Origin of the sequence: Streptomyces sp. DSM 40750 (assembly GCF_024612035.1) — a bacterium.
Lineage (GTDB): Bacteria > Actinomycetota > Actinomycetes > Streptomycetales > Streptomycetaceae > Streptomyces.
This window is the reverse complement of the sequence record NZ_CP102513.1, coordinates 10,023,950-10,043,492: the sequence shown is the minus strand read 5'-3', so window position 1 is coordinate 10,043,492 and position 19,543 is coordinate 10,023,950. Positions and strand designations below refer to the sequence as shown.

Sequence of the window (19,543 nt, the reverse complement as noted above, 5' to 3'; positions counted from 1 at the left end):
AGCACGGCTTGCCGGACACGCTCGGGGGGCGAGAACGTGCCGCCGCCGCTGGGCAGTTGGCCATGGAGGCGACCTGCCGCAGGAGGCGTGCGGGTCAGCGGGTGGGCAGCCGGACGCCCAGTTCGGCGGCCGCCGCCCGGAGCAGCGGAACCATGGCGACGAGGTCGTCCATGCTGCGGCGGAAGGCGGGCGCGGCGGTGGAGAGGGCGGCGAAGACATTGCCGTCGGGCCGCAGGATCGGGACCGCCACGGCGCGCAGGCCGGCGTGGTGCTCCTCGTCGGCGGTGGCGTACCCGAGTTCGGCGGCGCGGGCGACCTGGGCACGCAGGACGTCGCGGTCGGTGATGCTGTTCGGGCCGTGCGGGGTGAGGTCGACGCGTTCCAGGAGGTCGGCGCGCACGTCGTCGGGGGCGAAGGCCATGAGGACCTTGCCCATCGAGGTGCAGTGCAGCGGGCCGTGGCGGCCCGGGTCGCTGCGGACGCCGACCGGCAGGGGGCCGTCCACGTAGTGCACGTAGAGGTGCCGGGTGCCGTCGAGGACGGACATCAGGGTGGCCTCCTCGGTCTGCCGCGTCACGCGCTGCATCACGGGGAGGGCGGTGCCGGCGAATCCGTACACCTGGCCCGCCCGCTGGCCGAGCTGGAAGAGCCTGAGGCCCGGCTTGTACCGCTTGCCGTCGGCCTCGAACTCCACCAGGCCCTCACGGCAGAGGGAGTTGACCAGCCGGTGGGCCGTACTGACGGCGACGCCGCTGGCGCGGGCCAGTTCGGACAGGGTGATGCCGTGCGGGTGCTCGCCGACCAGGACGAGCAGCCGGATCGCTCGTCCGACCACATCTGCCGGTACCTCGCCATCGCTCACAGCGGCAAATTACCACTGGGTGGAAAAACTTCCCACTCAGCGGTGCGATCCGGGGACGATTCCACGGCGCGATCCGGGGACGACCCCACGGTGCGATGCGGTGGCACGGCACCGGCGCACCCGGTGCCGCTACTCGGCGACGCCGCTCACCCACGCCGGCGACCCGCCCGATGGTTGACAGCGCACGTCCGCCACGCCGACGATGTTTTCCATTGAGCAGACAGCTTTTCCACTCAGTGGGAAAATCAGGGAGTCAGGTATGACGCAGCGCGTGCTCACCACCCGGCCCGCCCTCCCCGGCGGAGGCCTGGACCGGCTGGCAGGCCGGGCCGAGCTGGTGCGCTGGGACGGGCCCGGCAGACCCGAACCGGCCGAGCTGCGGGCCCTCGCCGCCGGAGTCACCGGCATCCTCTGCCTGGGCAACGACCGGGTGGACTCAGCCCTGTTGGACGCCGCCGGGCCCTCGCTGAAGGTCGTCGCGCTGGCCGCCATGGGGTTCGACGGCGTGGACCGGGACGCGGCGGCCGAGCGCGGTGTCGTGGTCACGCACACCCCCGGCGTCCTCGCCGAGACCACCGCCGATCTGACCTTCGCGCTCGTCCTGATGGCCCGCAGGCTGATCGGCGCCGCCCGTGACTCGCTCACGGCCGGACAGTGGACCGTGCCTCGCATGGGCGACTACCTGGGCCTGGACGTGTACGGCGCCACGCTCGGCATCGTCGGCTACGGCCAGATCGGGCGCGCGGTGGCCCGGCGGGCCCACGGCTTCGGGATGCGGGTGCTGCACCACAGCCGGTCCGCGCGCGAGGACGCGCTCTCCACGCCGGTGGACCTGTCCACCCTCCTCGCCGAGTCCGACGTGGTCTCGCTGAACGTCCCCCTGACCCCGCGGACCCGCCACCTCATCGGCGCCGCCGAGCTGGCGGCCATGAAGCCGACCGCCACCCTGGTCAACACCTCACGCGGCGGAGTCGTCGACGAGGACGCGCTGCTCAAGGCGCTGCGGGACGGGACCATCCACTCCGCCGGCCTGGACGTCTTCGAACGCGAGCCGATGGGCGCCGAGTTGTCACCCCTGGTCGGCGAACCCAACGTGGTGGCCCTCCCGCACATCGGCTCGGCCACCGAGGCCACCCGGGCCGCCATGGTGGATCTCGCGGTCGACAACATCCTCGACGTCCTCGCGGGCGTCCCGGCGAGGACACCGCTGCCGGGCAGCGCGGGACGGCCCGGCACACCGGCATCCAGCCGCCCGGCCCGGCCCACCAGCGCCTGACCACACGATCCACCCCGGCAGCCCCACGGCCCGGTCCGGCCCACGGACCCCCGCCGAACCGCCCCGGCACCTTGAGCCAGGCCTGAGAGGACGACACCCATGGCCCACCCCCTCTTCGACGTCACCGGAAAGGTCGCCCTGGTCACCGGTTCGAGCCGCGGTATCGGCCGGGCCCTGGCCGTCGGCCTGCTCGAAGCCGGCTGCACGGTCGTGCTCAACGGCCGGGACACCGTCGTCCTGGAGACCACCCGCGAGGAGCTGGCCGAGACCTTCGGCGCGGCGGTCCTCGCGGAGGCGTTCGACGTCACCGACTCCGCCGCGGTCGCCGCCGCCGTCACCCGCGTCGAGGACCGCGCCGGACCGATCGACATCCTGGTCAACAACACCGGCGCCCAACGCCGGGCCCCCTTCCTCGACTTCACCGACGAGGACTGGCACGGCCTGCTCGACACCAACCTCACCAGCGCCTTCCTCGTGGGCCGCGAGGTCGCGCGCCGTATGGTCCCCCGGGGCCACGGCAAGATCATCAATATCTGTTCGCTGCAGAGCGAGGCGGTACGCCCGGGGATCGCACCCTATTCGGCGACCAAGGGCGGCCTGAAGATGCTCACCAAGGGCATGTGCGCCGACCTCGGTCCGCACGGCATCCAGGTCAACGGCATCGGCCCCGGCTACTTCGACACCGAGCTGACCTCCGCGCTGGTCGCGGACGAGGAGTTCAGCGCCTGGGTGCGCAAGCGGACTCCGGCCGGCCGCTGGGGCAAGGTCGAGGATCTCGTCGGTGCCCTGCTCTTCCTCGCCTCTCCCGCCTCCGACTTCGTCAACGGGCAACTGGTGTACGTCGACGGCGGCATGCTGTCTGTCCTGTGACCCGACCGAAGCCTCAAGGAGCCCCATGCACGCGTGTGTTGTCCACGGAGCCGGCGATCTCCGGGTCGAGGAACGGCCGTACGCGGATCCCGCACCCGGTGAGATCGCGGTCGCCGTCGCGCTCGGCGGGATCTGCGGTTCCGATCTGCACTACTACCACCGGGGCCGGGTGGGTGACTTCGCCGTGAGTGAGCCCATGGTGCTCGGCCACGAGGTGGTCGGCCATGTCGCCGCGCTCGGGCCCGGGGTCGAGGGGCCGACCGCCCCGGCGGTGGGCGCGGCCGTCGCGATCCATCCCGCCACGCCCTGCGGGGTGTGCCCCGAGTGTGCGCGCGGCAGGCGCAACATCTGCGCCCACACCCGCTATCTGGGCAGTGCCGCCCACACCCCGCACGTCCAGGGCGGCTTCGCGCAGCTGATCACCGTGCCCGCGGACCAGATCCGGGCGCTGCCGCCCGGGCTGAGCCTGCGCCGGGCCGTGCTCGCCGAGCCGCTGTCGGTGGCGCTGCACGCCGTGCGCCGGGCGGGCGAGGTGAGTGGCAAGCGGGTGCTGGTCGCCGGGGCCGGGCCGATCGGCTGTCTCGTCGTGGCGGCGCTGCGGCACGCCGGCGCCGCCGAGATCGTCGTCAGCGACCTCCACGACGAACCGCTGCGGATCGCCGGCGAGGTGGGCGCCACCGCCACCGTACGGGCGGACCGGGCCGACGATCCCGCCTGGGCCGGTGTCTTCGACATCGCCGTGGAGGCGTCCGGCGCTCCGGCCGGGCTGCGGAGCTGTGTGGAGCGGGTGCGGCGCGGTGGCACCGTCGTCATGCTCGGGCTGCTGCCGCCCGGGGAGATCGGACTGCTGGGCAATGTCGCGGTCACCCGCGAACTCGAACTGCGCGGCGCCTTCCGCTTCGACACGGAGTTCGACGAGGCCCTGTCCCTGCTGGCCCAGGGCCTCCCTGTCGAGCCGGTCGTCACCCACACCTTCCCGTTGGAGCGGTCCGTCGCCGCGTTCGACACGGCTCAGGACCGCACCGTCGCCTCCAAGGTGCTGCTGGATCTGTCCGGGGAGGCGTGAGGGGACGTCAGACCTCGGTGAAGGTCCACAGCAGGTTGGTGCTGTCGCCCCAGGTCCACTGCTTGGCGACGGAGTCGGAGGAGACGTTGCCGCCGCCGTCGAGGACGAGTGCCGTGGTGCGGTTGGCGAGGGAGTAGCGGCCGTCGCCACGGTGGGTGATCAGCCACTGCTGGTTCGTGCCGCCGTTCCACACCGCCTGTTTGACGGTGGCGCCACCGCTGGTGGCGCCCCACCCGTCGGCGACCATGCCGTTGGCCCGGTTCTCCAGCCTGTAGTGGCCGTTGCCGAGGTGGACGGCGTGCCACTGGAGGTTGGCGGAGCCGTCCCAGGTCCGTTGCTTGAGGTCGGCACCGTCGGAGACGTCTCCTCCGCTGTCCAGGGCCAGGCCGTTGGTGACGTTGGTGATCCGGAACCAGGCAGAGGGGTCGAACATGACCTTCAGCGAGGTGATCCCGTTCCGGATCCGGGGGTTGTCGGCGGTGAAGGTCCACGCGGTGCCGGTGAAGTCGTCGCCGGAGTAGCCGACCGTCTCGTAGCCCGGAGCGAGCTTCAGTGAGGAGAGGGTGCGCGGCGGCATGCCGGACAGGGTGAGCTGTTCGGCCGTGTAGGTGCCGAGGGCGAGTACGGCGCTGTCGCCGGAGTAGCGGGCATCCCTGAAGGCCAGGGCGCCGGCGAGGGGCTGGAGGACGGGGATCCGGCCGGAGAAGCGGAACTTGAGGACGTACGCGGGGGCCTCGAAGGGGGCCGCCGACGGAAGGGCCACCTTGAGTCCGGTCGCGTCCTGGGTCGGGGTGGCGAGGTCGATGTACGTGCCGGCCGTGGTGTCGAGGAGTTCCACCGAGGACAGCGAGTCCAGGTCGATCCGGTCGGAGTTGAGCGTCTTGACGGTCAGCGAGCTGCCGGGCCAGCCCAGGACCGTCGCGTACAGGGCCGTGCCCGCCTTGTCACGGGTGAACCGGATGTCCTGCGCGGTACCGGCCGTGGGCCGGGTGAAGGAGCCGCCGCCCATCTTCGTCGGGCCTTCGCCGTACGCGGTCCAGGCCCGGGTGCTGTAGATCGACTCGCCGAAGCGCTTCAGATAGTCGCCGATGCCGAGAAGGAGGTCGCGCTGGCCCTGCGGGATGGTGCCGTCGGCCTGCGGCGCGATGTTGAGCAGCATGTTGCCGTTCTTGCTGACCCGGTCGATGAACGAGTGCAGCATCTGCGCGAGCGAGTAGTAGCCGATGCCCTCGGTGTGGCACCAACTGGTGTTGGAGATGCTGTCGTCGGTCAGCCAGTAGGGCGCGGTGAGGTCGGCGGGGCCGCCGCGCTCGTAGTCGAAGACCGAACCGTGGCTGTTGAAGCCGTCCTTGTAGGTGGCGACGACCTCCTTGCCCCACTTGTCGGCCTGGTTGAAGTAGTACGACAGGAAGTTCAGCCGCTGTGTCTCGTCGACGTGGTCGAGCCGCCAGTCCTGCCACAGGATGTCCGGCCGGGATCGGTCGACGACCTCTTTGAGCTTGTCGTACCAGAGCTGGTTCTCCGCCTCCGAACCCAGCTGTCCGTACAGCTTCTTGAGGCTCGGGTCCGACTGGGTGGGCGCGTACTCGAAGTAGCCGGTGTAGTTGTACGCGTGGTGCATGGCCACCAGCAGCTTCAGCTTCTTGGCGCGGATGGCGTCGGTGAAGAGCTCCAGCAGGTCGAGTCGTGGCCCCTTGGCCACGGAGTTCCACTCGTTGACCCGGCTGTCCCACATGGAGTAGCCGTCGTGGTGCTCGGCGACCGGCCCGGCGAACCGCGCGCCGGCGTCGACGAACAGCTGCGCCCATTCGTCGGGGTCGAAGGCGCCGCCCTCCGACTTGAGCCTGGGCGCGAACTCCTTGTGGTCGCCCGCCAGGTCGTCGGCCCCGTCGATGAAGTTGTGGTACGGCCAGTCGGCCGGGTCCCCGTACGTGGCGATGTGGTGTTGGTTCGCCTTGTGGTCCGGCACGTACATGTTGCGCGGGTACCACTCGCTGTCGTACGCGGGGACGCTGAACACGCCCCAGTGGAAGTAGATGCCGAACTTGGCGTCCTGGAACCACTCGGGGGCGGCGGGGTGCCGGTTCACGGAGTCCCAGGTCGGTGTGTAGGTCCTCGGGGCGGCCAGTGCGTGCCCGGCCACGAACACGTCGGTGGCCGCTGCGGCCGCGACGACGGCCGTGGCGCCGGCCAATAATCTGCGCCTGCTGATCGATTGCGACATACGCACGAACGTCAGGCATGTGGCGTTCCACTGTCAACGGTCGCGCAGGGATGAATGTGCCTGTCGGGACTGGGGAGATGATTGGTTTGCCCAGGAAGAACAGGGTTTGCCCCAGAGGAGACATCGTATGTCTCTCGCGGACAGGGCCGTCGATCAGCTCCGTGAGCTGATCCGCCCGGGCGCGTTGCCCAGGGCGCGAAGCTGCCTCCGGAATCGGATCTCGCCGCCCGACCGGGACTGTCGCGCAACCTCGCCCGGGAGGCGGTGAAGGCGCCGGCGGTGCCCGGGTGCTGGAGGTCGGACGGCTGCTGGAACCCTCCGCCACCGCGCCGGCCGCCACCCGGATCACGCGCGTCTCGGGCGAGGCGATCTTCGCGGCGCCGGCCCGTCGTGACGCCGCGCTGAGCCGGGCCGCAGCGCTGCCGTACGTCAGCGACCACCGAGCACTGGCTGCGCGGCCACGTGGAGCCGCCGCGCCCGTCGCCGGGGCCGGTCGCGGCGGCCCGCTCGCCGAGGAGGCGTCCTGAGTCAGCGATAGAGGCCGGGGCGTTCGACGAGTCGCACCTCGACCCGGCCGCCCTCGGTCTGGGCGCGGACGCCCGCCTCGGAGACCGCCGCGACGGCGTACCCGTCCCAGGTGCTGGGTCCGGTGACCTCGCCGCGACGGGTGGCGTCGACCCATGCCTGGACCTGACGGTCGTAGGCGTCCTCGAATCGTTCGAGGTAGCTCGGGGTGACCGTGCCGCCCCAGCGTCCCGCCGCGTTGACGAGCATGTCGTGTCCGTCGCCGATGCGGGCCGTGCCGTTCTCGCAGACCGCCTCGGCCTGGACCTGGTAGCCGTAGCGGGCGCTGAGGAAGATCTCGACGTCGACCAGGGCGCCGCCGTCGGTCTCGAAGACGACGAACTGCGGATCGCTCAGGCCCTCGGGGGCGTGCGCGGACGGCCGGGGCCGCAGCACGGTGACGGCGGTGATCTCCTGGCCGAACAGCCAGCGGGTGACGTCCACCTCGTGGGCCACGGAGTCGTTGATGGCCATGGCGTCGGTGAACCCGGGCGGGGCGTCGGCGTTGCGGTGCCGGTTGTGCAGCATCAGCGGCCGGCCCAGCTCACCGCTGTCCAGCAGGGCCTTGAGCTTGACGTACTCGCGGTCGTAGCGGCGCATGAATCCCACCTGCACCCGGCGATGGCCCAGCCGCCGCTCGGCCTCCAGCAGGCGCAGCGCGGAGGCGGAGTCCGGGGTGAGGGGTTTCTCGCACAGTACGGGCAGGTCGTGCTCGAAGGCGGTGAGCAGGGCCGCCTCGTGGGCGGGACCCGGGGAGGCGACGAGCACGGCGTCCACGCCCGGTGCGGTCAGCGCCTCGGCGGGGTCGGCGAAGGCCGTGCATCCCTCGACGCCGGCGGCGATCGCCTTGGCCCGGTCGGTGTCGAGGTCGACGACGGCGGCCACATGGGCGCCGCTGATCACCTCGGTGATCCGGCGCACGTGGTCGGCGCCCATCCGGCCGGTGCCGATGACGGCGACACCGAGTGAGCCCTGCTGAGACATGCCGTTCCCTCCTGTCGTGGGGGTGACCGCGATCACCGGGGTGGGCGCGGCCGTGGACAACGGGCCCGCGGTGTGGTCACCGCGGGCCCGCGCCCTGTCCGCTCCCGCCGTTCAGCGGGTGCCCTTCGCCGCGAACTCGGCGACCGAGGTGACGTTGCTCTTGTCGACGAAGGCCGGGCCGGTGAGCACCGGCTGCTCGCCGCCGCCCATGTAGTTGCCGTTGTTCTTGTAGAGCCACAGCGAGTCCACCGACAAGTAGCCCTGGAGGTAGGGCTGCTGGTCGACGGCGAACTCGATGTCGCCCTTCTCGATGGCGCCGGTCAGTTCCTTGTTGAGGTCGAACGTGGCCACCTTGGCCTTGCTGCCCGCGTCGTCCACCGACTGCACGGCGGTCAGCGCGAACGGGGCGCCGAGCGTGACCACCTCGTCGATGGAGTCGTCCTGCTTGAGCTTGGCCGTGATGGTCGACTTCACCGACGGCATGTCGGAGCCGTTGACGTACAGGTTCTCGGTCTCGCCCGGGAAGCCCTTCTTCACACCGGCGCAGCGGGCTTCCAGGGCGACATGGCCCTGCTCCTGGATGACGCAGACCGCGTGCTTGGCGCCGCTCTCGCCGAGTCGCTTGCCGAGGGCCTCACCGGCGATGGTCTCGTCCTGCCCGAAGTACTCCAGCAGGCCCTGGTCCTTCCAGTCGTCGACGCCGCCGTTGAAGCCGACGACGGGGATGCCGGCCTTCTGCGCCTTGGCGATGACGTCCTTCATCGCGTCGGGCTTGGCGAGGGTGACGGCGATGCCGTCGACCTTCTGGTCGATCGCGTTCTGGACGAGGTTCGCCTGGTTGGCCGCGTTGGGGTCGTTGGAGTAGATCAGCTCGACGTTGTCCTTGGCGGCGGCCGCCTCGGCGCCCTTGCGGATGATGTCCCAGAAGGTGTCGCCCGGGACCGCGTGGGTGACCATCGCGACCGTCATCTGCGGCGTTCCGGCCTTGCCCGCGGAGGCATCGGCCCCGCCCTCCTCGGCCTCCTTGCCGCCGGAACCGCTGGAACAGCCGGCGAGGACCAGAGCCGCCGCGGCGGCGACGGCCACGACGGAGGGGAGTCTGCGGGAGCGGGGGTTGAGTGAACGGTTCATGGTCTCGGCACCTCACTGTGCTGACACGGGGGAAGGAACGGGAAGGGAAAGGGAGGGAAGGGAAGGGACGGCCCGGCCCTCCGGCAGGGGGGTCGGAGGGTGGGAGGAAGGGTTCGGACCGCCTTCGTCCTCGGATGAAGGCGGCGGAGTTCAGAGGGTGAACGCGGAGCGGAAACGCTCCAGGGCGGCATCGCTGTCGTCGCGGGCCCAGGCCTCCATCGCGACCGTGCCGTCGTAACCGAGGTCCGCGAGGGCGCGGGCGACGGCCGGATAGTTGATCTCTCCGGTGCCGGGCTCGCACCGGCCGGGTACGTCGGCCACCTGGATCTCGCCGATCAGGCCCGCGCCGTGCGCCCGGCGGATCAGCTCGATGAGGTTCCCCTCGCCGATCTGCGCGTGGTACAGGTCCAGGTTCATCCGCAGTCCGGGCCGGTCCACCGCCGCCACGAGGGCCATGGTGTCAGCGGCCCGCGCGAACGGCACCCCGGGATGGTCGACGGCCGTGTTGAGGTTCTCCAGGGTGAAGGTGACCCCCGCCCTCTCGCCCAGCTCCGCGACACGGGTGAGCGTGCGGTGGGCGGCGATCCACATCTCGCCGGTGGCCCCGCCCGTCACCGGCACCACGGGCAGGCCGTCGCCGTCCAGGCCGGTGCCGTGCAGATTGAGCCGGGGGCAGCCCAGCCGGGCCGCCGCCTTCACCGACTCCTCGGCGGTGCGCAGCAGTTCGGCCGCCCCGTCCTCGTCGGTGAGACTGCCTCTGATGTAGCCGGTCATCGAGGAGAACTCGGCGGGCGTACGGGCCAGGGCGTCGAGGTCGTGCCGGGTCCAGTCCCAGATCTCCACCTGGAAGCCGGCCTCGTGGATCCGCCGGGCCCGCTCTTCCATCGGCAGCTCCCGGAAGACCATCTCGGCACAGACGGCCAACGTGCGCATCGCGACTCCAGGACTAGAACGTTCTAACTGAGCAGTAGAAGTACGCCAGCCACCCGGGGGCCTGTCAAGAGTCCGGGCGGGCACGGAATCAGAACATCGCAGTGGATCTCCCGCCCTTCCGGACTAGAACGTTGCAGCACCTTTGACCTTGTTGTTCCTCCCCCGTCCCCCGCTCACCGGCTACCATCGCCCCTGGAACGGACACCTCGACCAGGAAGGCCGTACGGTGCCATCGACCCCCGCGGTCCGGGACGGAAAGCGGCCCACGCTCACCGATGTGGCGGCGCGGGCCGGTGTGTCCACCGCGCTGGCCTCCATCGTCATGCGCGGCGCGAAGGGGGCCGGGGCCGCCACCCGTGAGCGGGTGCTGCAGGCCGCGCGGGAGATCGGCTACCGGCCCGACAGCCGGGCGCGGCTGCTGCGGAGCAACCGCTCACATCTGCTGGGCGTGCAGTTCGACCTCCAACAGCCGTTCCACGCCGACCTGGTGGAGGCCCTGTACACGGCGGCCGAGTCCGCCGGGTACCAGCTGGCCCTCAGCGTCGTCGCGCCCAGCCGCAGCGAGCAGCACGCCGTGGAGACGCTGCTGACGGACCGCTGCGAGGCGCTGATCCTGCTCAGCCCGTCCGTCCCCGGCACCCGGCTGGCGGAGCTCGCGGCGCAGTTGCCGGTCGTCAGTGTGGCCCGGCGGCTGGGGCCCCGCGCCACCGGCGTCGACGTGGTGCGCACGGCCGACGACGAGGGCGCCCGTCAGGCGGTCGACCATCTCGTGGCGCTGGGCCACCGGGACATCGTCCACATCGACGGCGGCCGGGCGCCGGGCGCGGCCGACCGGCGCCGCGGCTTCCGGACGGCCATGAACCGCCACGGTCTCGCCGACCGGGCCCGCCTCGTCCCGGGCGGGATGACCGAGGAGGACGGCGCCGCGGCCGCCCGTACCCTCCTCACCGCAGCCGCCCGCCCCACCGCTGTCCTCGCCTTCAACGACCACTGCGCCACGGGGGTCCTCGACACGTTCCTGCGGGCCCGGGTCGCCGTGCCCGACGAGATCTCCGTCGTCGGCTTCGACGACAGCCACCTCGCCCGCCTGGCCCACATCGACCTCACCACGGTGGGGCAGGAGGTGCACCATATGGCCCGCATGGCGGTGGAGCGGGCCGTCGCCCGCCTGGAGGGGGAGGCGGCAGGCGACGACTGGGAGAGCGTCATCCCACCGCGTCTCGTCACCCGCAGCACGACAGCGGCGCCGCAGGGCTCGCCGTGAACCGCGACGCCTACAGAATCCCGTTTCCCCTCGCGACGATCACCGGTTAGGCTCCCCCGGCGCACGTGGGGCGTGTGCACATCAAGGTGGGGGCATGGGGGACGTGGGGGACATGGTCGACGATTTCGCCGATTCCGGAGCCGGAGCGGGAACCGGAGCCGGAGCCGGCAAGGAAATGGGCACGGGGACCCAGGTGTTCTGGGCGGTGGCGACCGTCGGGGCACTCCTGGGAGGCATGTGGTTGCTGGGGGACGTCCTCGACCGGACGCCCTCCACCACGGGACCGGCCGTCTGTTCGCCCTCGGACGACGCCTCGCCGGCGCCGCGGGGCAAGGTCTCCGGCGCTCAGCTGTGCACCGCGCTGAACCGTTCCGACCTGCCGAAGCTCCTCGGCACGCCGACCGAGCAGGCGGTGACCGCGTCGGGCAGCGAAAGCAAGTCCAGCTGGGCCGACGGTACCGAGACCGTCACCCCCGAGGCGACCGTCAAGCTGGACACCTACACCGTGCAGCTCTCGGCGTCCTACGAAGACCTCCCGGTCACCGACTCGGCCGAGTACCTGGGCGACACCGCCGAGAACAAGACGGTCCTGGGACACCCGGCGGTCCTCTACTCGGGCCAGACCATCGCCATCTCCTTCCGGCTCGACGGCGGTGACACCGAGTCCGGCCCCGGCGGCGTCGCCCGCCACCTGCTGGTCGCCGGCGACGCGAAGGACAGCGGTAGTTCCTACGAACTCGTCATCTGGCGCCAGGACGCCCTGACGCCCGACGACGCGGCGCTGTTCCGCGCCGCCGAGAAGGTCCTGCCGAGGATCCCCGGCTGGAAGACCGCCGACTGACGAATCGTCACCACCGCCGGCGGGGCCCCCTGGGGCACACCCCGCCGGCCTGCCCGGCAGACCCCGCCCCTCAGTCGTCGAAGCTGCGGCGGGAGGCCTCGATGTGGCCGAGGTACCGCTGGGTCCAGTCGCACATTCCGTCGACCGTCTTGCGCAGGCCCCGGCCCGCCTCGGTGAGGGTGTACTCGACCCGAGGCGGCACGGTCGGGTACACGGTCCGGTCGACCAGACCGTTGCGCTCCAGCATCCGCAGGTTCTGCGTGAGCATCTTGTGGCTGACACCCTCGACCCCGGTCCGCAACTCGCCGAAACGCAGGGTCTGTTCGCCGAGGGTTTCGATGATCAGCAACGCCCATTTGTTGGCGATGTCCGAGAAGATCTCCCTCGCCAGAGAGTCCGCCCGCGACAGGTCCGCGTCCTCGGGCAAGCCGCTGAACTGCTTGGTCACCATCAGGTTCCCCAGTCACTGAAAAGTGCGTTCTTCCATGTCAGGGCTTCACTCTCCTACGGTTTCCGAGTAACCACAAGAGAGCACGCGCCCCATGGCTCGTGCTGCAAGGAGGCGTACAGCAATGGCCATCACACTCGTCAACCCCGACGGACTGCCGAAGATCGACGCGTACCGGCAGGTGTCGATCGCGTCCGGCTCGAAGCTGGTCTTCATCGCCGGTCAGGTCTCCTGGGACGCCGACGGAGCCACCGTCGGCGAGGGCGACCTGGCCGCCCAGGTCGAGCAGTCCTACCTCAACGTCGGTACCGCCCTGGCCGGGGCCGGCGCTTCCTTCGACGACGTGGCGAAGCTGAACATCCACGTCGTCGACTGGACGCCCGACAAGATGCCCGCGCTCATGGAGGGGATCACCCGGGCGGCCGCCCGGCTGGGAGTCACCGCCACCCCTCCGGCCACTCTCCTGGGCGTCGCGGCCCTGGACATCCCCGACCACCTGGTCGAGATCGAGGCCACGGCGGTCCTCGACTGACGGTGCGACGGCGTCGGTTCGAAGTCGACGGTCAGTCATGTCCGAGGGCTGTGACAGCTTGCCGACGTCAGTCGAACCCATGTGCGTAGACGTACGCGTACGGGTGCGGGTACGGGAATCCGGTGCGAATCCGGAGCTGGCGCGCAGCGGTGAGGGCGACGGGCGGGGCAACGGCCACTGGACGGCGGTCACGATCACGGTCCGGGGAGCGTCTCGTCCGGGTGACCCCGAGTCCGAAGACCTGTTGGCGGTCTCCGGCGCCGAGGGGTGCCGGGGAGTGCCGGGGAGTGCCGAGGGGTGCCGGGGAGTGCCGAGGGAACACCGTACTCGCCGAGTCCCTCGTCGCCGACGTCTTCGGTGTGCGGGCCACCGTCACCCACACCGGCCCCGACGACCGGCCCCCCATCCGCTTCCTCGACCCACTCCCAGAAGGTCCCTAGCCAGGGCGCGTATCTCCACGCGCGGGTCGGACCGGCTTCGCCGTCGTCCCCCGGAGAATGAGACGCGGGGTCAGGACGACCTCGCGGGGTTCGGTGCGGTCCTGGTCGAGGCGTTCGACGGCGGCGGTCACCGCGTGTCGGGCCTGCTCCTCGGCCCCCTGGCTGACCGTGGTCAGGTTGAAGCAACTCAGCCGGGAGTGGGTGTCGTCGTCGTAGCCGACCACGGAGACCTGTCCCGGCACGTCGACCCCGGCGCGGGCCAGGGCGGCCAGGACGCCGATGGCGCACTGGTCATTGAAGGCGACAACGGCGGTGGGAAGGTCGCCGGCTTCCAGCAGTTGACGGGCGGCGCGCTCGCCGGCCGCTTCGGTGTGGTCGCCGCGCAGGACGCTGATGTGTTCGTCCAGGCCGTGGCGGCGCATGGCGGTGCGGTAGCCCCGGCGCCGGTCGGTGGCGATCACGCCCTTGCCGCCGTCGACGTAGGTGATCGCGCGGTGGCCGAGCCCGACGAGGTGGTCGATGATCTGGCCGACCCCTTCGTCGTCGGCGGTGCGTACGACGTCCAGGGCAGCGTCGGAGATCCGGCGGCCGACGGCGATGACCGGTGACTTGCGGTCGAGGGCGGCGAGGGTCGCGGCGGGGGCGGTCGGGCCGAGCAGGATCAGGGCCTCGCTGCGGTAGGCGAGCAGCGTCTCGACGGCCGTGTGCTCGTCGCGGGTGCGCGTCAGGGTGCTGAGCACGAGGTCGTAGCCGACCTCCTCGGCCGCCATGTGGAGATGCTCGACCAGCTCGGCGTGGAAGGGACTGTGGATGTCGACCATGACGCCCAGCAGGCGGCTGCGTCGGCTGGCGAGCATGCTGGCCGTACGGTCCACCTGATAGCCGAGGTCGGCGGCCGCCCGCAGGACGCGCTGCCGCGTCTGCTCACTGGGGCCCGCGACACCGCGCAGCACGAGGGAGACCGACGCGGTGGACAGGCCCACCCGCGCGGCCACGTCCTCCAGCCGGGGGCGCCTGCTCGCGCCGTTCCGGTGACGTGCGGAACCGCCGTCGCCCACCTGTGCCTCCTCTGCGGAAATCTCCGGCGCCACACCCTTGACACGCTCGCGAAACAAGCCGATAGTACCAGGACTTAAAGCGCTTTAAATTGTTCTGATGTTCCGACCAAGTCAGCTCTGAAACGCGGTCCGCGCGGATCGCGCTCTCCGGCTCGGTCGACGGCGACGACGCCCACAAGGCGGTCGCTCGGGGCATCGAGGCCGTCGCACCCGCGATCCATCCCACGGCCGCAGCTCTCTCTCCCGCCCAGTTGCACAGTGAGGTGCACGCATCATGAACCGAACCTCCCTTCCCCTCTCCCGCAGAACAGTCCCCGTCGTGGCCGTGATCGGCGCGGCGGCACTCATCCTCGCGGGCTGCTCCAGCGGCTCCGGTGGCAAGGAGGCCGAGGAGGGCGGGGCGGACGCCGCGGCCGGCAAGGCCGACACGCCCCGTATGAAGGTCGCGATGGTCACCCACGCGCCCTCCGGCGACACCTTCTGGGACATCATCCGCAAGGGCGCCGAAGCGGCCGCCGCCAAGGACAACGTCGAGCTGATCTACTCCAACGACGAGAGCGCCGGCGGCCAGGCGACGCTGATCCAGAACGCGATCGACCAGAAGGTCGACGGCATCGCCGTCACCCTCGCCAAGCCCGACGCCCTCAAGGACGCCATCGCCAAGGCGCAGAAGGCCGGCATCCCCGTCGTCGGCTTCAACTCCGGCATGGACGTCTGGAAGGAGCAGGGGCTGCTCACCTTCTTCGGCCAGGACGAGTCGGTCTCCGGCGAGGCCTTCGGCGAGAAGCTCAACGAGACGGGCGCAAAGCACGCGCTCTGTGTCGTCCAGGTCCAGGGGCACGTGGGCCTGGAGGCCCGCTGCGCCGGTGTGAAGAAGACCTTCAAGGGCGAGACCGAGAACCTCTACGTCAACGGCAACGACATGCCCGCGACCAAGTCGACCATCTCGGCCAAGCTCAAGCAGGACTCCTCGATCGACCAGGTCGTCACGCTGGGCGCCCCGTTCGCGCTGACGGCGGTGGAGTCGATCTCGGATGCCGGCAGCGAGGCGAAGGTCGCGACGTTCGACCTCAACAAGGAGCTGACGGACGCCATCAAGGCGGGTGACATCGAGTTCGCCGTCGACCAGCAGCCCTACCTCCAGGGCTACCTGGCCGTGGACTCGCTCTGGCTCCACAAGAACAACGGAAACTACAGCGGCGGTGGCGAGGAGCCGGTGCTGACCGGTCCCGCGTTCGTGGACAAGGACAACGTCGACACGATCGCCGAGTTCGCCGCCAAGGGCACCCGGTGATCCGACCCATGACCCAGGCAACGGCACCGGCGGCGAGCTCATCCTCGTCGCCGGCTTCGCCGGCCGCCCAGAAGGACGGCCGTACCGCACAACGCTCCCTAGCCCAACGGGTGTTGGCCCGCACCGTCACACTGCGAGCCGCCCTGCCGGCGCCTCGCGGCCCCTTGCCCCGCTCCGCAGGAGTCCGTCTCCTCCCCCGCCTGAAGGCGGGGCCGTCCACGGAGGAATCAGATGAAGATCGCCCTCGACCCGTACATGATCCGTCATGTCCCCCTCCTCGAACTGCCCTCCGTGGTAGCCGAGTTGGGCTATGAGTGGATCGAGCTGTCGCCCCGCGAGGACTTCATCCCCTTCTTCCGGCACCCGCGCGTCGACGACGCCACCGTGCGGAAGTTCCGCAAGGCATTGGACACGGCGGGCGTCGGGATCTCCTCGCTGCTGCCGCTGTTCCGCTGGTCCGGCCCGGACGAGGACGCCCGACAGGCCGCCGTACGGTACTGGAAGCGTTCGATCCGGATCGCCGCCGACCTCGGCGTCGACAGCATGATCTCGGAGTTCAACGGCCGCCCCGAGGACGCCGACCGCAGCGAGGCCCAGTTCTGGAAGTCGCTGGACGAGCTGCTGCCGGTGTTCGAACGCGAAGGCGTCAAGCTCGCCCTGGAACCGCACCCGGACGACTTCATCGAGAACGGCTACGACGCGGTCAACCTGATCCGGGGCATCAACAACCCCAACGTCACCTTCCTGTACTGCGCACCGCACACCTTCCACATCGGCAACGACGCGCCCGGCATCATCAAGTACGCCGGTGACCTCCTCACCCATGTCCACCTGGCCGACGCCTTCGACCACACCGCATCCTCGGGCAACCGCTACATCCTCAACCCGCCCGGCACGACCGCCCGCATCCACCAGCACCTCGACATCGGCCAGGGTGAGGTCGACTTCGAGGAGTTGTTCCGGGAGCTGAAGGCGAACGGCTTCGACGGGACGCTCACGGCCTGTGTGTTCGCGTGGGAGGAACGCGCCAAGGAGTCCTCGGTCTTCATGCGCGAGAAGATCAACGAGTATCTGCGCGGCGCTTAGCGACCACCCCTGACACGACATCGCGAGCGGCGTACGGGCACCCCTCGGCCGTCGTCACCAAAGACAGGCCCTCGGCCGTCGTCACCAAAAGCAGGCCGTGAATACGGCAACGGCAGCGCCCTGTTCACCGCCTCCGGCGAAGCCGCCCGCCGCTTCCAGCGCACCACGGGCACCATGCCACGCGCTCCACGTGCACCACCGGCACCACGTGCACCACCGCATCGGCACGATCGGCATCGACCTCCCCGTCCACGGCCTCGAAGGCATCCGCTTCTCCCCCGGCCGAAGGTCGTCACCACCCGCCGGCCCCGGCCCACCCAGCAGATCACCGCCGGATTCAATCCTCCTCACCTCCAACTGCCCTTCCCCACAAGGGCTTTCGAAAGGCACCCCCCATGACCATTTCGAGCGAGCCCATCTCCGTCGCGGTGATCGGCGCCGGTATGGCAGGCCGCAGCCACGCCGCCGGCTACCGCAATGTCAACACGGTCTTCGGAGCCGGTCTGCCGCCGGTGCGGCTGGCCGCGATAGCCGACGCCAATGTCGCACTGAGCGAGGACGCCGCCCGCCGTTACGGGTTCGAGAAGGCGCTGCCGGGCTGGGAGGCCGTCGTCGAGGACCCGACGATCGACGCCGTCAGCATCGTCGTGGGCAACGCCCTGCACCGGCCGATCGCGGAGGCCCTGGTCGCGGCGGGCAAGCACGTGCTGTGCGAGAAGCCGCTGGCCGGGTCGCTGGAAGACGCCCGTGCGATGGCCGGGTTGGAGCGTTCCGCCGAGGTCGTGACGGCCGTGGGCTACACCTTCCGCCGCTCCCCCGGTATCGCCGCGATCCGCGAGCACGTCCAGCGCGGTGAACTGGGTGACCTCACGCTGTTCAGCGGCCGGTACTGGTGCGACTACGCGACCGACCCGAACGGTGCGCTGAGCTGGCGGTTCAAGGGCGGCCCGGGTTCGGGGGCGCTCGGCGACATCGGCTCGCACATCATCGACGCGGCCGAGTACGTGGCCGGGCCCATCGCCTCGGTCTCCGGTGCCGCGCTGTCGACGCAGATCCCCAAGCGCGCGCTGCCGCTGGGCGCGGTCGTCGGACACAACGCCGCGCCGGTCTCGGACGAGTTCGGTGAGGTCGAGAACGAGGACACCGCGTCGTTCACGGCCCGCTTCGAGTCGGGGCTCGTGGGCACCTTCTCGGTGACGCGCACCGGCTTCGGCCTGCCCAACGGGCTGTTCTTCGACGTCCTGGGCCTCGGCGGCCGGGCCGCGTTCGACCAGCACCGGCCCGCCGAGTACCTCTTCGACGACGCCCAGCCCGACGCCCGTACGCGCGGCGCCCGGCAGATCATCGCCGGCCCGCAGATGCCGTACTTCGCGGGCGGTGTCCCGATGGAGGCGGCGGGTGTGGGCGCCGGCAACGGCGACAACTTCACCTACCAGGCCCGCGCCTTCCTCGACCAGGTCGCGGGTGTGGCCGAGCCGCTGCCGGCCTGCGCCACGTTCGCCGACGCGCTGCGGACGATGGAGATCATCGAGGCCGTCGTCGAGTCCTCCCGGTCAGGTGGCGCCGCCGTCACGGTCCCGCCCGTCGCCTGACCCACTCGTAGAGCCTCCCGCAGAGAAGGAGAAGACACATGGCCCTCAAGCTCGGCGCCTACACCGCCTGTCTGCACGACCGGACCCTCCCCGAGGCCCTCGACCTCCTCAAGGAGAACGGCCTGACCTCGGTCGAGGTCAACACCGGCGGCTTCATCCCCTCCCCGCACTGCCCGGTCGACCTGCTGCTGTCCTCGGCCACCGCCCGCGAGGAGTACCTGGCGACGTTCGCGGACCGGGGCATGGAACTCACCGGCCTCAACTGCAACGGCAACCCGCTCAACCCGCTCCCGGGCGTCGGCCCCAAGCACGCCGACGACCTGCGCCGCACCATCCGCCTGGCGGGCCTGCTCGGCGTGAAGCACGTGGTCACCATGTCCGGTACGCCGGGCTCCGACCCCGACGCCAAGTACCCCTCCTGGGTCGTCAACCCCTGGGACGGCGTCTACCTGGACGTCCTGGACTACCAGTGGGGTGTGGCCGTCGAGTTCTGGAAGGAGATCGACGCGCTCGCCCGCGAGAACGACGTCCGGGTCGCCATCGAGATGCACCCGCACAACGTCGTCTTCTCCCCCGTCACCCTCAAGCGGCTCGTCGACGAGGGCGGCCTGACCCACATCGGCGCCGAGATGGACCCCTCCCACCTGATGTGGCAGGGCATGGACGTCATCGCCTCCATCAAGTGGCTCGGCCCGCTCGTCTTCCACGCCGCCGCCAAGGACGCCACGCTCTGCCCCGGCGCCGACATCCGCGGCGTCCTGGACACCTCCTTCACCCGCGTACCCGCCGACGCCCCCGGCAAGGTCCCCACCGGCTACGGCTTCTGGTGCAACACCTGGCCCGAGAACCCCGCCTGGAAGTTCGTCGCCGTCGGCCTCGGCAACGGCGTCCCCTTCTGGACCGACTTCCTGCGCGCCCTCTCCGAAATCGATCCGGACATGGCCGTCAACATCGAGCACGAGGACGCCGCCTACTCCCGGACGGAGGGGCTGGCCCTGGCCGCGAAGAACCTGCACGCCGCCTCGGCGGCCGTCTGACGGACATCTCGTGACCTGGCCCCGCCCCGCCGGCCGGTGGG

Annotated in this window: 19 protein-coding genes and 1 riboswitch; of the genes, 12 read left to right on the top strand and 7 right to left on the bottom strand. The window is 70.7% G+C overall.

Annotated elements, in window-relative coordinates; genetic code table 11:
• Positions 1 to 94: 94 nt before the first annotated feature.
• A complete protein-coding gene (locus JIX55_RS44000; protein WP_257568798.1) occupies positions 95 to 862 on the bottom strand; it encodes an IclR family transcriptional regulator in 768 nt (255 codons plus the stop codon).
• A gap of 259 nt (positions 863 to 1,121) precedes the next feature.
• Here JIX55_RS44000 and JIX55_RS43995 point away from each other — a divergent pair, with 259 nt between their 5' ends.
• From JIX55_RS43995 to JIX55_RS43985, 3 genes are all read left to right on the top strand, one after another.
• Positions 1,122 to 2,138: a 2-hydroxyacid dehydrogenase gene (locus tag JIX55_RS43995; RefSeq protein ID WP_257568797.1), complete on the top strand. Its 1,017-nt coding sequence runs from the start codon at positions 1,122 to 1,124 to the stop codon at positions 2,136 to 2,138.
• A gap of 99 nt (positions 2,139 to 2,237) precedes the next feature.
• On the top strand, positions 2,238 to 3,008 hold the full coding sequence (locus JIX55_RS43990) for an SDR family oxidoreductase (protein ID WP_257568796.1): 771 nt from the start codon (positions 2,238 to 2,240) through the stop codon (positions 3,006 to 3,008).
• A gap of 25 nt (positions 3,009 to 3,033) precedes the next feature.
• A complete protein-coding gene (locus JIX55_RS43985) occupies positions 3,034 to 4,074 on the top strand; it encodes an L-idonate 5-dehydrogenase (protein WP_257568795.1) in 1,041 nt (346 codons plus the stop codon).
• 7 nt (positions 4,075 to 4,081) lie between these two features.
• Here JIX55_RS43985 and JIX55_RS43980 read toward each other — a convergent pair whose 3' ends face one another.
• On the bottom strand, positions 4,082 to 6,298 hold the full coding sequence (locus JIX55_RS43980) for an alpha-L-fucosidase (RefSeq protein WP_257568794.1): 2,217 nt from the start codon (positions 6,296 to 6,298) through the stop codon (positions 4,082 to 4,084).
• A 287-nt stretch (positions 6,299 to 6,585) separates the two neighbouring features.
• Here JIX55_RS43980 and JIX55_RS51670 point away from each other — a divergent pair, with 287 nt between their 5' ends.
• Positions 6,586 to 6,825 (top strand): hypothetical protein, encoded by a 240-nt coding sequence (locus JIX55_RS51670; RefSeq protein WP_443046671.1) that lies wholly within the window; start codon positions 6,586 to 6,588, stop codon positions 6,823 to 6,825.
• A gap of 1 nt (position 6,826) precedes the next feature.
• On the opposite strand, the gene JIX55_RS43970 is transcribed toward JIX55_RS51670, so the two are convergent.
• The 3 genes from JIX55_RS43970 to JIX55_RS43960 form a co-directional block, all read right to left on the bottom strand.
• Complete coding sequence (locus JIX55_RS43970) at positions 6,827 to 7,846, bottom strand: Gfo/Idh/MocA family protein (RefSeq protein WP_257568793.1); 1,020 nt, start codon at positions 7,844 to 7,846, stop codon at positions 6,827 to 6,829.
• Between the two features lie 111 nt (positions 7,847 to 7,957).
• Positions 7,958 to 8,977 carry a sugar ABC transporter substrate-binding protein gene (locus JIX55_RS43965; protein WP_257568792.1) on the bottom strand — a complete coding sequence of 340 codons (1,020 nt, stop codon included), beginning with the start codon at positions 8,975 to 8,977 and terminating at the stop codon, positions 7,958 to 7,960.
• A 150-nt stretch (positions 8,978 to 9,127) separates the two neighbouring features.
• Positions 9,128 to 9,910 carry a TIM barrel protein gene (locus JIX55_RS43960; protein WP_257568791.1) on the bottom strand — a complete coding sequence of 261 codons (783 nt, stop codon included), beginning with the start codon at positions 9,908 to 9,910 and terminating at the stop codon, positions 9,128 to 9,130.
• Positions 9,911 to 10,136: 226 nt separating this feature from the next.
• Here JIX55_RS43960 and JIX55_RS43955 point away from each other — a divergent pair, with 226 nt between their 5' ends.
• Together JIX55_RS43955 and JIX55_RS43950 are read left to right on the top strand one after the other, a co-directional pair.
• Positions 10,137 to 11,174, top strand: a complete 1,038-nt coding sequence (locus JIX55_RS43955) for a LacI family DNA-binding transcriptional regulator (RefSeq protein WP_257568790.1) — start codon at positions 10,137 to 10,139, stop codon at positions 11,172 to 11,174.
• A gap of 94 nt (positions 11,175 to 11,268) precedes the next feature.
• A complete protein-coding gene (locus JIX55_RS43950) occupies positions 11,269 to 12,015 on the top strand; it encodes a DUF6215 domain-containing protein (protein ID WP_443046670.1) in 747 nt (248 codons plus the stop codon).
• A gap of 70 nt (positions 12,016 to 12,085) precedes the next feature.
• On the opposite strand, the gene JIX55_RS43945 is transcribed toward JIX55_RS43950, so the two are convergent.
• Positions 12,086 to 12,466: a winged helix-turn-helix transcriptional regulator gene (locus tag JIX55_RS43945; RefSeq protein ID WP_257568789.1), complete on the bottom strand. Its 381-nt coding sequence runs from the start codon at positions 12,464 to 12,466 to the stop codon at positions 12,086 to 12,088.
• Between the two features lie 121 nt (positions 12,467 to 12,587).
• Between JIX55_RS43945 and JIX55_RS43940 the strand changes: the two genes are divergently transcribed.
• Positions 12,588 to 12,995, top strand: a complete 408-nt coding sequence (locus JIX55_RS43940) for a RidA family protein (RefSeq protein WP_257568788.1) — start codon at positions 12,588 to 12,590, stop codon at positions 12,993 to 12,995.
• Positions 12,996 to 13,108: 113 nt separating this feature from the next.
• Positions 13,109 to 13,237, top strand: a riboswitch (cobalamin riboswitch).
• 45 nt (positions 13,238 to 13,282) lie between these two features.
• Complete coding sequence (locus JIX55_RS43935; RefSeq protein ID WP_306820095.1) at positions 13,283 to 13,435, top strand: hypothetical protein; 153 nt, start codon at positions 13,283 to 13,285, stop codon at positions 13,433 to 13,435.
• On the opposite strand, the gene JIX55_RS43930 is transcribed toward JIX55_RS43935, so the two are convergent.
• Entirely contained in the window at positions 13,432 to 14,493 is a 1,062-nt protein-coding gene (locus tag JIX55_RS43930; protein WP_257568787.1) for a LacI family DNA-binding transcriptional regulator, read from the bottom strand. The two genes, JIX55_RS43935 and JIX55_RS43930, sit on opposite strands and share 4 nt — an antisense overlap.
• 274 nt (positions 14,494 to 14,767) lie before the next feature.
• On the opposite strand from JIX55_RS43930, the gene JIX55_RS43925 reads away from it, so the two are divergent.
• The 4 genes from JIX55_RS43925 (at position 14,768) to JIX55_RS43910 (ending at position 19,502) form a co-directional block, all read left to right on the top strand.
• Entirely contained in the window at positions 14,768 to 15,787 is a 1,020-nt protein-coding gene (locus JIX55_RS43925) for a sugar ABC transporter substrate-binding protein (RefSeq protein ID WP_257568786.1), read from the top strand.
• Between the two features lie 231 nt (positions 15,788 to 16,018).
• Positions 16,019 to 16,873 carry a sugar phosphate isomerase/epimerase family protein gene (locus JIX55_RS43920; RefSeq protein WP_257568785.1) on the top strand — a complete coding sequence of 285 codons (855 nt, stop codon included), beginning with the start codon at positions 16,019 to 16,021 and terminating at the stop codon, positions 16,871 to 16,873.
• Positions 16,874 to 17,268: 395 nt separating this feature from the next.
• A complete protein-coding gene (locus JIX55_RS43915) occupies positions 17,269 to 18,465 on the top strand; it encodes a Gfo/Idh/MocA family protein (protein WP_257568784.1) in 1,197 nt (398 codons plus the stop codon).
• Positions 18,466 to 18,503: 38 nt separating this feature from the next.
• Complete coding sequence (locus tag JIX55_RS43910; RefSeq protein ID WP_257568783.1) at positions 18,504 to 19,502, top strand: sugar phosphate isomerase/epimerase family protein; 999 nt, start codon at positions 18,504 to 18,506, stop codon at positions 19,500 to 19,502.
• Positions 19,503 to 19,543: the final 41 nt, after the last annotated feature.